The 13,887-nt window shown below is 37.1% G+C and carries 12 protein-coding genes; 3 read left to right on the top strand and 9 right to left on the bottom strand.

From position 1 onward, the window contains the following. Positions 1-41: 41 nt before the first annotated feature. A complete protein-coding gene (locus tag ACM6F9_RS08870; protein ID WP_414845379.1) occupies positions 42-809 on the bottom strand; it encodes an MBL fold metallo-hydrolase in 768 nt (255 codons plus the stop codon). 92 nt (positions 810-901) lie between these two features. On the opposite strand from ACM6F9_RS08870, the gene ACM6F9_RS08865 reads away from it, so the two are divergent. Beyond that, positions 902-1,216 carry a winged helix-turn-helix transcriptional regulator gene (locus ACM6F9_RS08865; RefSeq protein WP_414845378.1) on the top strand — a complete coding sequence of 105 codons (315 nt, stop codon included), beginning with the start codon at positions 902-904 and terminating at the stop codon, positions 1,214-1,216. An 83-nt stretch (positions 1,217-1,299) separates the two neighbouring features. Continuing rightward, entirely contained in the window at positions 1,300-1,854 is a 555-nt protein-coding gene (locus tag ACM6F9_RS08860) for a hypothetical protein (RefSeq protein ID WP_414845377.1), read from the top strand. A 103-nt stretch (positions 1,855-1,957) separates the two neighbouring features. Here ACM6F9_RS08860 and bioA read toward each other — a convergent pair whose 3' ends face one another. From bioA to ACM6F9_RS08835, 5 genes are all read right to left on the bottom strand, one after another. Next, positions 1,958-3,250: an adenosylmethionine--8-amino-7-oxononanoate transaminase gene (bioA, locus tag ACM6F9_RS08855; RefSeq protein WP_414845376.1), complete on the bottom strand. Its 1,293-nt coding sequence runs from the start codon at positions 3,248-3,250 to the stop codon at positions 1,958-1,960. A 429-nt stretch (positions 3,251-3,679) separates the two neighbouring features. After that, complete coding sequence (bioB, locus tag ACM6F9_RS08850) at positions 3,680-4,663, bottom strand: biotin synthase BioB (protein WP_414845375.1); 984 nt, start codon at positions 4,661-4,663, stop codon at positions 3,680-3,682. Further along, complete coding sequence (gene bioD, locus ACM6F9_RS08845; RefSeq protein WP_414845374.1) at positions 4,663-5,277, bottom strand: dethiobiotin synthase; 615 nt, start codon at positions 5,275-5,277, stop codon at positions 4,663-4,665. The genes bioB and bioD overlap by 1 nt, the downstream gene beginning before the upstream one ends. 51 nt (positions 5,278-5,328) lie before the next feature. Next, entirely contained in the window at positions 5,329-6,438 is a 1,110-nt protein-coding gene (locus tag ACM6F9_RS08840) for an aminotransferase class I/II-fold pyridoxal phosphate-dependent enzyme (RefSeq protein WP_414845373.1), read from the bottom strand. Beyond that, a complete protein-coding gene (locus tag ACM6F9_RS08835; RefSeq protein WP_414845372.1) occupies positions 6,431-7,054 on the bottom strand; it encodes a hypothetical protein in 624 nt (207 codons plus the stop codon). The genes ACM6F9_RS08840 and ACM6F9_RS08835 overlap by 8 nt, the downstream gene beginning before the upstream one ends. Before the next feature lie 66 nt (positions 7,055-7,120). Here ACM6F9_RS08835 and ACM6F9_RS08830 point away from each other — a divergent pair, with 66 nt between their 5' ends. Next, positions 7,121-8,611 carry a PLP-dependent aminotransferase family protein gene (locus tag ACM6F9_RS08830; protein ID WP_414845371.1) on the top strand — a complete coding sequence of 497 codons (1,491 nt, stop codon included), beginning with the start codon at positions 7,121-7,123 and terminating at the stop codon, positions 8,609-8,611. 291 nt (positions 8,612-8,902) lie between these two features. Here the strand turns inward: ACM6F9_RS08830 and ACM6F9_RS08825 are convergent, their stop codons facing one another. The 3 genes from ACM6F9_RS08825 to ACM6F9_RS08815 are packed head-to-tail and all read right to left on the bottom strand — an operon-like array spanning position 8,903 to position 13,885. Then, on the bottom strand, positions 8,903-10,090 hold the full coding sequence (locus tag ACM6F9_RS08825; RefSeq protein ID WP_414845370.1) for a PepSY-associated TM helix domain-containing protein: 1,188 nt from the start codon (positions 10,088-10,090) through the stop codon (positions 8,903-8,905). A 2-nt stretch (positions 10,091-10,092) separates the two neighbouring features. Further along, on the bottom strand, positions 10,093-12,510 hold the full coding sequence (locus ACM6F9_RS08820) for a TonB-dependent siderophore receptor (protein WP_414845369.1): 2,418 nt from the start codon (positions 12,508-12,510) through the stop codon (positions 10,093-10,095). Then, positions 12,497-13,885 carry an AMP-binding protein gene (locus tag ACM6F9_RS08815; RefSeq protein ID WP_414845368.1) on the bottom strand — a complete coding sequence of 463 codons (1,389 nt, stop codon included), beginning with the start codon at positions 13,883-13,885 and terminating at the stop codon, positions 12,497-12,499. Before ACM6F9_RS08815 ends, ACM6F9_RS08820 begins: the two co-directional genes overlap by 14 nt. Between the last annotated feature and the right edge of the window lie 2 nt (positions 13,886-13,887).

Below are 13,887 nucleotides of genomic sequence, written 5' to 3'. Positions count from 1 at the left end.
CTTTTTTATTTTATATTAATTCTTTTTAAGCGCGCTTTAAATTAAAAATTAAATTCAACTTCTTCTCCGTCATTCAAAATAAAACATCTTTTCTCTAATCCATTTTCATTAATTTTTTCCTGAATAAATTGACGGTTTTCTCTACAATGGCTTACGGCTTCCAGATGAGTTATCCAAACTGTAGATTCCGGAGCGTATTTGCATACTTTTATAATATCTTCACTGGTCATGATAATAGGATCTCCCACCGAAAAAGTAGCAGCACCTCCTGCTACAATGATATGTTGTGGCTGATGTTGAGTAATTTCTGCCGCAATTTCATCATACCAAATGGTGTCTCCTGCAATGTAGACCGATTTATTTTCTGTTTTAAAAACAAAACCATTTACGATTCCCATTTTTTCTCCGATTTCTCCGGTTCCATGCTGGCCTTTGGTTGTAGTTATCTCAATATTTTTCCATTGAAGAGCACTATTCACCGTAATAATATTTGTAAATCCTTGCTCTGCAATGTGGCCTGCAATAACATTTGAACAAATTATGGGAATATTTTTATCTAAAAGTTCAACAGCATCAGCATCCCAATGATCAGGGTGAAGATGGGTTACAGCAACTGCATCAATTCCTTCTAATTTTTTATTTAATTCTTCTTTACTGAAAGGCAGATCTACTAAAGGATTCAGCAATTCACTGTCTGTCATTGGGATTTTTCCCATAGAACCTTTTTCTCCCAACATAGGATCCACCAGGATGGAAATTCCATCAATATTCAATAGCAATGTTGCATTGCGCCATAATTGTAATTTCATTTTACTTAAGTTTGTATAGCAAAGCTATTGCCCAATACAGGTAAAACAATCGAAGGTTACCAAAAGGTTAACCATAAATATTCAATGGACTTATGAATTTTGAAGAATTTAAGAACTGTGGATTAAGACGCAGCCTGAATATACTTTCAGGCAAATGGAAACCTTTGATCCTGCACAATCTTTTTGAGGAAGATCAGGTACGCTTTGTGGAGCTTTGGCGAAATATGCCCCGGGTTTCCAAGAAAGTACTTGCAGAGCAGCTGAAGCAGCTGGAAGAGGATCTTATTATTGATCGGATTGAAGTTTATAATTTTCCGCCGGAAGTCTATTATAAATTAACGGAGAAAGGACAAAAGCTGGGACCTATTCTTTCCGAACTTCATTCCTGGGGAAATGAACTTGGTTAAAATCATTTGATTAATATTTTATATATTGTCGAATATTACAGTATAATTTTAAAGTGTATAAAAACTAATAACAATTTTTACAAATGAAAAGAATCATTATTTTGATATCCTTTGTGCTAGGCGCATGGGTAAGTGCACAGATAACACCGCCACCTACTATTCAAAGATCTACTACCACATCCCGCGGACTTACTGTCAATTCAAGAAAAGGGACATTAATTGAGAAAAAAATCACCAATCTGGGTAAATTTAAAAACCTGAATATTCAAAAAATTGTAACGAAAGATATATCTGACGGTTCATCAGATTCTCTTCTGGGAATCATGTACGAATATGAAACGTTTGATGAAATATCCAAAAAAACACTTACCGTTGATAAAAATGAACTGGGAAAACTGATTCAGGCTCTTCAGACTGTAGAACAGAAAGAAAACGAAAAGATGAATCAGGAAACAAAGTACAAGTTTGTTACAATGAGCAATATTGAATTTGGAAGTGTTTATCGTGAAAAACTTTCTTCGTGGGTTAATTATATAAAAATTCCGTCAAATCATTTTAATCAGAACTTACTGGAATTCAATAAAGATGAATTGAAAGAGCTGATTAGTGTATTGAAGAAAGCAGAACAGGAAATTTAAAAAACACTAAAATCTATCATTAAACATAAAAACCTTATAGGTTCTGGAAACCTATAAGGTATATTAAAAAAAATTAAAAATAATTATTACTGAAGGGATCATGTTAATCTTTAAACTGATCTAACACTTCCATAATATTCTGATATACAAAATCCAATTCTTCTGATGTAATACAATATGGGGGAACCAGATAGATTACATTTCCCAGCGGCCTCATAATAATCCCTCTCTGTAAGAATTCATTATAAAGCTTCTTCCCTATTTCGTTGAAATAAGAAGTATCATTCCCGGTTTTAAAATCGAAAGCTAAAATAGTCCCGATTTGTCGAACCTTTTCTACATGAGGATGAAAAGCAAGTGTTTTCACAAACTCAGAATGTTGATGAGTGATGCGGTTAATATTCATTTGAGTTTCATTTGTCAAGAGTATTTCCATACTGGCCAGAGCCGCAGTACAGGCTAATGGATTAGCCGTGAACGAATGCCCGTGAAATAAGGTTTTATAACGGTCATCAGAAAGGAAAGCATTGTATATTTCATTAGAACAGGTGGTGATTCCCATGGGCATGGTTCCTCCTGTCAATCCTTTTGAAAAACACATAATGTCCGGTTTTTCTGTAAGATAATCTACTGCGAAAAGCTTACCTGTTCTTCCAAATCCTGTAAACACTTCATCCTGAATCATAAGAACTCCTTCTTCCCTGCAGTATTTCATCAACTGGCTGAGATCTTCAGCTTTATACATCAACATTCCGGCAGCACCCTGAACTAATGGTTCATAGATAAAACAGGCCACTTCATCGGCTAATTCTTTAATCTGTGTATGTAAACTGTCCAGGTTTTCAGCATTGGGTGTGTCAATAAAAACAACTTCAAACAGCATGCTTTCAAAAGGTCTTGTCCAGAAACTCTTTCCGCTTACAGACATTGCTCCGAAAGTATCTCCGTGATATGCATTTTTAAAAGCTAAAATCTTTGTTTTCTTTTTTTCCTGATTGTATGCATATTGAATACACATTTTCAAAGCAACTTCTACTGCTGTTGAGCCATTATCAGAGTAAAAAATCTTTTCCTGACCAGCCGGAAGAAGCTTCAATAAATTCTCCGAAAGCTGTACTGCAGGTTCATGTGTAAATCCGGCAAAAATAACCTGCTCCAGTGTATTCAATTGTTCAAAAACACGTTGTGCAATGTAAGGATGAGAATGCCCATGAAGCGTTACCCACCAAGATGAAACAACATCCAGATATTGTTTTCCTTCAATGTCATAAAGGTAAACTCCTTTTCCCTTTACAATGGGAATAATATCGTCAGCTGTTTTCATCTGCGTATAAGGATGCCAATTGACAGCTTTATCTCTTTGTTGCAGGCTGATTTCTTTTGTTATTGTATTCATATATTGATGTAAAAAGTAATAATGAGTGATGAAATTGGATCTAACAATAATTTAGTTGAATAGGTTGAAATATTGGATTGATCGCAAAGGCGCAAAGTTTATCATCGATTGCTATTAATTTTAAGGACACAAGAGCATTTCGACTTCGCTCAATATTAGATTTTCAGCAAAGAATGTGTTGTAATTTTCCCGCAGATTTTTTATATCATTCATAATCTGCAAAAGGGTAAAATTTGCACTTTCAATTTTATCTCCGATAAAATCATTGCGCCTTAAAATATTATTTACCTTAAGAATCTTCGCGTCTTTGCTTTTTCCAACTCATATCCGATGAAAGCAGTTTATAAAAATTCAAAAATCAATTTTTATAATAAGCGCTATAATAACAATAATCCAACTTATCACTCATAATTTATAATTCATAATTATCTAACAGCATGTTTCTTTTTTCATCATAGGTTTCAGTCCTAATGTCTGAAGCATCTGCATATCTTCGGAAACTCCAGGATTAGGTGTTACTAATAACGTTTCTCTTTCTCCTGTAAAAATGGAATTAGCTCCTGCCATAAAGCACCACGCCTGTTCTGTTTCTGACATTTCTATACGTCCGGCACTTAATCTTACCATAGAAGAAGGCATTACGATTCTTGCGGTAGCAATCATCCTTACCATTTCCCAGGTGTCTACTTTTTCATTGTCTGCTAACGGGGTACCTGCTACTCTAGCCAAAGCATTGATGGGAACGGATTCCGGATGTTTTGGCATTGTTGCTAAAGTTAAAATCATTGAAATTCTATCTCTATGGGTTTCTCCAAGTCCGATAATTCCTCCGGAACACACTGTGATCCCTGCGTTTCTTACGTTATTTATGGTGTTGATTCTGTTATCAAAAGTTCTGGTGGAAATGATTTCCTCATAATATTGCTCGGAAGTATCAAGGTTATGATTGTACGCATATAATCCTGCTTCCTGAAGCCTTACAGCCTGCTCTTCTGTAAGCATTCCCAGTGTGCAGCAAACTTCCAGACCAAGGTCATTTACGCCTTTCACCATGTCAATTACTCTGTCAAAATCGCGGTTATTACGAACTTCACGCCATGCCGCTGCCATACAGAATCTTGATGATCCGGAATCTTTTGCTTTTTGTGCGTGGGCAATTACAGTTTCTGTAGGTAATAAAGCCTGTACTTTAATATTGGTGTGATAACGGGCTGCTTGTCCACAGTATGAGCAGTCTTCAGGACATCCTCCGGTTTTGATAGATAATAAAGTTGAAATTTGTACTTCAGAAGGGTCATGCCATTCACGGTGTACGGTTGCTGCTTTATAGATCAGTTCCATCAGAGGAAGGTGATAAATTTCCTCAATTTCTTCTTTCGTCCAGTTGTTTCTCAATGTTGTTTTTGTATCCATTATCCTATTTTTGTTATTGTTAATTGCTTTGCAGCATGTTGTATAGATTCCTTATTCGTATTGTTGATTTCGGGAATCTTTATAATTTTTGTTTCTTTTTCGATAAAACTGCAGATCACTCTTTCTGTATCTTCCGGGAAATCTCCGTTAAGAATTAAATATTCCAACTGTATTTCTCTCTGTCGTAATGCTATGATCGACAGTAAGCTGTGATTGATACAGCCTAAATAATTTCTGACCACCAGCGCTGTCGGAAGATTCAACTCTTCAATCAGGTCTATCATAAAAGTGGTGTCTGAGATAGGTACCATAAGACCTCCGGCTCCTTCTACAATTAATGGGCTTGCTGTTTTTGGAAGTTGAAAATCATTCAGATTGATGGTGATATTTTCTTCTCTTGCAGACTGATGTGGTGATGCTGCCAGCTGTAAACGATAAGTTTCCGGATGGCAAAATTCGGTATCTGTCCATGCTTCAATCTTATGACTGTCCGTATAATGCAGATCTCCAGACTGTATAGGTTTCCAGTATTCTGTTTTAAAATGCTGAACCAAAACGGCTGAGCAGACTGTTTTTCCTATTTCGGTTCCTATTCCTGTTATAAATAATTTCATGTTTTCGTGATTCTGGATTAGTGCTCCGGATTTTAAAGTTTATTTTTTGTTTTAAAGAAATTCTTTGATAATTCCGGTTAATTTCATAATTTCTTCTTCTGTATTAAAGCTGTGAAGGCATATTCTTAACCGTTCGCTTCCTTCTTTTACTGTAGGGCTGTAGATAGCGTAGGTTAAAAATCCTTCCTCAGATAAAGTATTCTGAAGTGTTTTCAGTTTTTGGTTATCCGGTATTATAATTGCCTGAATCGGACTTGTTTCTGCTGACGGAGACTGTAACTTTCTACTTCGGAAAACTTTGATGTTATTCTGAAGTTTTTCAGCCAGTTTATGGTTTTGATCTAAAAACTCATACCCTGTTTTGATACTCATCCACTGAAAATCCTGTGCTGAAGTGGTATAAATGAACGGACTTGCAAAATTGATCAGGAAAGATTTCATCGTTTCATTACAGAGAATTGCTGCTCCATGAGATCCGAGAGCTTTTCCGTAGGTCATAACAGCCGCTGAAACCTGATGTTGTAATTGATATTTTTCAATCAATCCATGTTCAAAAACTCCGAATGCGTGAGCTTCATCTACAATCAGAGAGGCTTTATATTTGCTTGCAAGCACAGCGATTTCCTGAATAGGAGCAAAATCTCCTTCCATGGAATAAAGACTTTCTATGGCAACATAACAATGACCTTCTTGTCTTTTTAAAATATTTTCAAGATCTTCAATATCATTGTGATTGAATTTCAACTTTTTAGCATTTGAAAGTTTACAGGCATCGTGTACTGACCGATGAATCTGTTCGTCCACAATAACGGTATCGTGACGACTGGGAAGCGTAGAAAATAAAGCCAGATTTGCATTATATCCGGATGGAAAAAGTAATGCAGATTCAAACAAATGTCTTTGGGCAATATCCTTTTCCACAGAAACTGCAATATCGCTGTTCCCGCTGATTAACCTTGAACCTGTACTTCCGGAAAGCAGTTGAGGATTATTCACAACCTTTTGCAACAGCAAATTTTGCAGTTCTTTACTTTTTGCAAACCCCAGATAATCATTGGAATAAAAATCAATTCCATCAGGTTGAAGCCGCAAACGCCTTAATGTTCCCTCCTTTTTTCTTTTATCAAGAGATTCCTGAAAACGAAAGCTATTATTAAGCATAATTCAACTGAGCCACTTCCTGCTTAATCGCGTTAATCCACTCTTCATGCAGTTCCTTTTCTATAGTAAGAATGTGGTCTGCATGGTGTTTCCAGTCCGATGAAAAATCATTAAGCTGATGAATCATTTCTTCCAAATGTCCTTCTTCTTCAAGAATGATCGATTTTACCATGATTTTAGAAGATGCTTCTGTAAGCGCCTGCTGATAAACGGGATAAAGCTCATCAGCACGAACTTCAATAGCATAAGTTACAAAAAGATAAGCTGCATACTTAATATCTACCTTATCAAGATTGAATGCTTTCTGAAGATAACGGCAGGCTTTAATATCTAATGAGTGAAGATATTGGCTTGTTGCAATAGGCGCCAGAAGTTCTGTACTTTCGTAGGTTTTGCAGAGTTCAGGGTTTATTTTCCCGATCTGTTTCTTTAAATAATAAGCGTGGCGGTGCTCTTCAGCAGCGTGTTTCAGCTGGATCTGAGAAACCAAAGTAGGATGTTCACATTTTGATATTTTTCTTGCACCGGCATTTTCCATAAAAGAAAGAGTATTCAGCCATTTGGCGTGGGTACTTCCTTCCTGTACAATTTTTTTTAACAGATGATGAAATTCCATAGATTTTTATTTTGATGTCAAAAGTAGTATATTGCCGGATGGTTATATGGTGCCAGTTTTGATATTATGGATAGTCCGGTTAAGATTCCTTATGAAAGTTTTATAAAAATTGATAGAAAATCAGAGACATCTATCTACTTGCAGATTGCCAATCAGCTGATCAATGCGATTCAGAGAGGGTTTTTACCTTTCGGAACGAAACTGCCGGGTACCAGAACTTTCAGTGAAATGCTGGAAATCCATAGAAATACAGCCGTTGCGGTATACGATGAACTCTCTGCACAAGGCTGGACAGAGAGCTTTCCAAACAAAGGAACTTTTGTGATTGGAAAAGATCAGGAAAAACCTGTTAAATTGAATGACTTTGAACACAATAATCTTCAAAACTACCCTGTTTCGACCGGCTTTTCATTCAAAACATCTAATATTCTCGATAATCCTTTTGAACATTCAAATTGTGAATATGTATTTAATGATGGAGTGCCGGATATCCGCTTAACACAAATCGGACAGCATTCAAGGTTTTACAGCTCCATCTTGAAGCGAAAATCCAACCAAAAAGCACTGGGACATTATAATCATGACGGAAGTGAATTTTTTAAAGAACATTTATCCCAATACCTGAATCTTTCCCGTGGACTTCCTATTTCCAAGAACAATCTGCTCATCACCCGAAGTACGGAAATGAGTATTTATATTGTTTCTGAAATTCTTCTTTCTGCAAGTGACACTGTATTGGTAGGTGCTTTGAGTTATTTTTCCGTTAATATGATCTTTATGAAAGCTGGTGTTGACATTGTTTCAATTCCTATTGATGAAGAAGGAATTATCGTAGAAAGCGTACGGGAAGCCTGTAAAAAGCAAAAAATACGGATGCTCTATCTAACTCCCCACCACCACTATCCTACTACTGTTGCACTGAGTGCTCAGAGAAGGTTTGAATTATTGGAATTGGCCAACGAGTACGGATTTATTATTCTGGAAGATGATTATGATTACGAATTTCATTACGACAAAAGTCCGATTCTTCCTTTAGCCAGTGCTGATACCAATGGAATGGTAATTTACATCGGTTCTTTCGGGAAATCGTTAGCTCCGGGATTCAGGACAGGATTTATTGTGGCTCCTGAAAATTTGATGACAGAAATGCGTAAATATCTTGGAATTATCGACCGTCAAGGGGATATTCTGATGGAAAGGGCACTTGGAGAGATGATTGCCGAAGGAGAAATCAATCGTTATCTGAAAAAATCTTTAAAAGTTTATCAGGAAAGACGGGATTATTTTTCTGCGTTGCTGGAGGAAAATCTGGGTGACTTTATCTCCTTTCAAAAGCCTTCCGGCGGGCTGGCCATATGGCTGGAATGGAATATTCCGCTGAATCTGATGCAACTGAGCCGGAACTGTGCAAAGGATAATCTTTTTATTCCTAAAACATTGTTGTATCAGAATAAAGGGCTTACAGCAATGCGTCTGGGTTTTGGAGATCTTAATTTTGATGAGATGAACAAAGGAATTGATGTTTTTTCGAAGAATGTGAAGGGATTGATTGGTTGATTTATAATCAATTGAATATTTCTTGGTTGGAAAACGCAAAGGCGCAATTGAGATGAAGATAACTTGTTTTTAAGGCGCGAGGATTTTATCTGCGATAAAATTTGATACTGTACATATAATGTAAGTAAAGAGGTTATTCAGAAGTGTCATTCTGAACACAGACTGAAAGTCTGCGAACGTAGTTCATCAATGTAGTGAAGAATCTCTTAACCTAAGTTATTAATGAGATTCTTCCTTCGTCAGAATGACAAAAATGGGATTATTACCCTTTGAGATAACCTCTTTTCTTTACTAATGATGAGTAGGAAAAACTACTTTGTTTTTCTTATGTTTTGGTTTCTTCTTTTTCTTATTCAAATAGATAATAAAACCGGTAATCGGGAGTGACAGGGCGATAACAGCTGCCAGAAAATAAATGATTCTGCTCGTTAATCCCAAAATACTTCCGGTGTGAAGGTCATAATTTCTTTCTCTTAATGCGGTTCCATATCCGATATTTTTGTTTTTATAAGATTGAGATTTTAAAACAGCTCCTGAATACTGATCAAAATTAAAATGTTCATTTCTGTATTGTCTTCCATCATAAGTCAGCTCTGCATAATACGTTCCTTCTTCCGATCTAGGGAAATTGACAAGTGCCGATTTTTTATCCTTAAGTCCTTTTTCCGTGGTATTTCCAATCAGATTGAGGATATTTTCACGGTTTGAAAATTCTTCGGAAGGCATTGTACTTTTGGCTTTCTTTTCTGTAGGAATATTTCCGTTTAATGTATTCTTTACCCATTTGTCTACATCTTCAAAGCTCCATATCAATGCAGAATAAGAGATTAAGAGTAAAGGAATAATAGCATAGAACCCCAACACATTGTGAGCATCATAGTTAATCCTTTTCCAATTAGCAGATGTTTTAATGAAAAACATTCCTTTCAGCATGGCTTTACTCATTTTTCGGGGGTACCATATCACAAGTCCCGATAAAAGGATTACAGCAAATATCAATGTGGAATAACCAGTAATCATTTTCCCGATTTTTTCACCCAGCAAAAGTCTTCTGTGAAGATCCAGTACAATTTCAAAGAAATCTTTTTTGGCGTCTTCTACTTCCTGTACTTTTCCGGTGTAAGGATCTATATAAATTCGATAATAATAAAGATAAGTTCCCCAATACGTCCAAGCTTCGTCATCCATTTTTAAGGTACGGAATATATAGGTTCGTGAGGGATCGGAAGGCATGACTACCCTTTTGACTTTCAAATCTTTTGGAAGTGCTTTTTCTGCTTTTTCCGTAAGTTCAGACAGTGAAAGTTTTTTTCTTCCGATGTTTTCAACGTAATATCTGTTGGGATGAACAATATGTCTTAATTCTTCTTCAAAAGCCAGGATACATCCCGTAGCGGCCATGATAACAACTATAAGCCCGGACGTTAGTCCGAGCCATAGATGTAACTGATATGCAATTTTTCTAAACTTCAGCTTCATTCTTAAAATTTAAAGCTTACCTCAGCAACAAAATTACGAGGCATCTGAGCGACTACCACTCCCTGCCCTGCAAAATATTGTACATTGCCCAAGTTATTCATTTTAAATCCTAATCTGTATCTTTCTTTTTCAAGGGAGATAGAAGCGTTCACTAAAGTATAAGCAGGGAATGCAAACTGTCCGGTAACGGTTTTGTTTCCGGTAATCTGTTTTCCTACACGGTTTACTCCAAAACCTACTCCAAGTCCCTGAAGTCCTTTGATTGGAAGAATATAACTGATCCATGAATTGAATACATTCGCAGGACCTGCAGACTCAGGACGACGGCCCTCTACAGCGGGATCAGCCTTTTCATATCTGCTGTGGTTGTAGCTATATCCTGCCATAATGTTTAATCCCTGAACAGGATTCATGATGGTTTCAATTTCAATCCCTTTACTTCTTTGTGTTCCATCCTGAACAACAATATTGTATTCTTTTCCGTCACGGATTACACCGCTTCCTCTCTGAATATTGTCAACAAGAATATCGTAATATGAAACGGTAAAATTAATCTTGTTTCTCCAAAGGTTTCCTTTCAATCCTACTTCCCACTGATTCGCCATCTGAGGTTTCATTTCTCCGCTAATGTCAGGAAGCTGCTGTGCAACAGGTGCTGTATAACTGAAACCATTCATATAGTTACCATAGGCAGATAACTGATCTTTAAGGATTTGGTATACAATTCCCACTTTTGGAGACCATGCAGTCTGGTTGAAATCACCGGTTCTGGTATTGTTACTCAGGTTAAGCTGTCCTTTACTTTCGTAGTGATCCATACGTAAGCTTAAAAGCGTAATCAAACGGTCTGTAATATAAGTAACGTTTGAAATGTAGGCTCCATAAAGGTTTGATGCAGAATTATTTCTTACCAAAGGAGCTGTAGAAGTCTGGATTTTCTGCAGCACAAGATCTCTGGTGATATTGGCATAACCTGCTAGAGTTTGCCCGTTGATGTTATCATACACCACAATTGGGGAATGGTTGTTATTGATGGTCTGATTCAGATAATCTAATCCGATCAACACTTTATTTTTAATGCTTCCGATTTTAAATTCACCATTGAAATTCTGCTGAATACTTGTAGAAGAAGCCTCTGAGTTCTGCCACTGTACATTACGTTCCAATGTAGCATCATTTACATTTCCTCTGATGAACTGATATTGATATAACCCTTCTGTTTTTCTGAAGTTTCTTGAAAGCAATGTCTGTGAAGTCCATTTATCAGAAATTTTGTAATTCGCCTCAGCTTTTACATTGATAGATGGTGCTTTTAAAGTAATATCATTATTGGAATAAGATTTTTTCCAATCGAAGCCTAGTTCGTCCGGGTTGTGGGCGAAGTAAGGTCTTGTTCTCGCAAGGAAAATAATCGGAGTATTGGTTCCTTCATAATTGTAGATCTGAGCTCCTAAATTGAATTTCAATCTGTCATTCACTTCGTAGCTTATGGTAGGTGCCACAAAGAATGATTTTCTGAACTCAGAATCTCTGAATCCGTTCTGATACTGATAAGCGGCATTCAAACGGAACAGCATTTTTCTGGACTCTGTCATTGGTCCGTAAACATCAGCTGTTACACGGTTCAAATTGTAGCTTCCCATCAAATAAGAAGCTTCTCCTCCAAAATAATCTTTCGGTTTTTTGGTTACAGCGTTAATCAAACCTCCAAAGGAAGTTACCGCGCCTCCATACAATGTTCCTGAAGGTCCTTTGATCACTTCCAGACGTTCAAGATCGGCAGGGTCTATTTCTCCGTTGGTGGTTGCAGGAACGCCGTCTACCATGGAGACTTTGGTAGGAAATCCTCTAAGGCTGTAGTAGAAACTTCCGTCTCCGGAACCTCTTCCTGGGCTTCCCTGCATTTTTACCATACCCGGAACGTTTTTCAATACTTCCGAAATATCGTAAGTAAGCTGTTCTTTCATGATTTGCTGGTTGATGCTTGTGTAAGCCTGTGGATTTTCAAGCACTTTCAAAGACATTTTAGCCACTGAAGTACTGTCTTTATCCAAAAATTTATTTCTGCTCACTGCATATACTGTAATTCCCTCAATCACATTATTGTGTAAAGGGGCATAGATTGCAGGGATTTCATAGACATCTTTCTGAATGTGGATGGGTTCCTTCATCAGTTCGATATCATTTAAAACCACCTGAAGCGTATATTCTCCAGGTGGCACATTTTCAAAGTAATATTCTCCTAAATTATTGGTTTTTGCCTGATAAGACGTGTTGACAAGTCTTAGAATAGCGTTTTTTACCGGTGCTTTTTCAGACAGCATGATTTTGCCATGAATTCTGTCGCCCTGCTGTGCAGAAAGCGAGTTTGAAGATAAAGCAAGACCAAGAAGTAATATAAGGGTTTTAGATGTTTTCATGCTGTAAGTTTTGTAACAGGGGATAGTTTATTTTACCGTTTTGTGATAATGGGAAAGTTTCTATAAGTTCTGTGCGTACATATTGCGGATTGATACGCAGTTTATTTTTAATGGTTTCGGTGATAACCTGAGGATCTATTTCCGGATTGTCATACAATACCACGATTTTTTTATCATTGGCATTCAGACATACGAAAGTATTGCCCTGCATTTCATTTTTAAGAATAAATTCTACCTCATCGAGATTAAGACGTATTCCGAAAAGCTTCATGATACGTTTTATTCTACCTGTGATATAATAAATTCCGTTTTCACCTTTTCTGGCAGTATCTCCGGTATGAAGTACGGAAGGCTGCTCATAAGTAGCAAGATCTTCCAGTTTATTGGCATAGCCCCCGAATATACTGACATGAGAAAAGAGAAGCTCGTCGGTTTCAGAATCAATTCTGAAACTTCCGTTGTGTACAGGCATTCCTATAGAGGTTTCTCCCTCCAGCAATCCTTCTGTAGTAAGATAAGCCATCCTTCCTCCTGCTTCCGTTTGTCCGTATTGTGCAAAGAAATCTTTTTTAAATTCATGACAATAAGAGAAAATGGTTTTTCTCAACTCAGCGTTGATCACTCCTCCGGTATGGGTAAAATATCTAAGGCTTGGAGAATCTTTTCTGAAAAATCCTATTCTGTTCAGGTTTTCATAAAGAAAAGGTACTCCACCCAAAGTACTGTAGCCGTACTCCTCCATTTCATCCCAGAATGCTTTCTGCATAATATCCTTATCTGTACACACAATTCTTCCGGCACGCATACAGTTGGTGGTGAAAATAGAGAATCCGTACACAAAGTTGATCGGAACGTTTAAAGGAACTACATCCGTTCCCTGAATCGGCATATACTGAAGGATACTCAATGCGTTCTGATAAAGACTTTCATCAGATAATTTAACCAGCTTCGGTACCCCTGTTGTACCTGAAGTGCTCAAAAGGATTTTAATATCAGGGTGAATGGTAACTTCACTCTTATAATCATCCTTTGCGAAGATGCTGATGTTGTCTGAGAATACTTTCAGACTGTATCCTTCAATGGCTTCTCTTTGTGGATCAAAGATGTATTTCGGACGGTATTCTGCCTCAATACGTTCTTTGAATTCCTCATGCAGTTTCTGTCCCAGTACCGCAATCGTGTGCGCTGTTCCATAGAAATTGAGGAGCACCTCAATGCTGGACAACTGATTGTCATTGTACAAAAAGAGCAGTCCTTTTTCTACCGGGTTTAAGCCTAAAGACCGGTACAGTGTTCCCACCGGTATTGTTGTACCGGTGGAAGCATCTGTAAACCCCAAGTTCTTATTGGCAATTACATTTTCTAAAATTTTCATAT

Origin of the sequence: Chryseobacterium sp. IT-36CA2, assembly GCF_949767875.1 — a bacterium.
Lineage (GTDB): Bacteria > Bacteroidota > Bacteroidia > Flavobacteriales > Weeksellaceae > Chryseobacterium.
The sequence above is the reverse complement of the archived record's forward strand: the minus strand, read 5'-3'. Positions and strand labels throughout refer to the sequence as shown.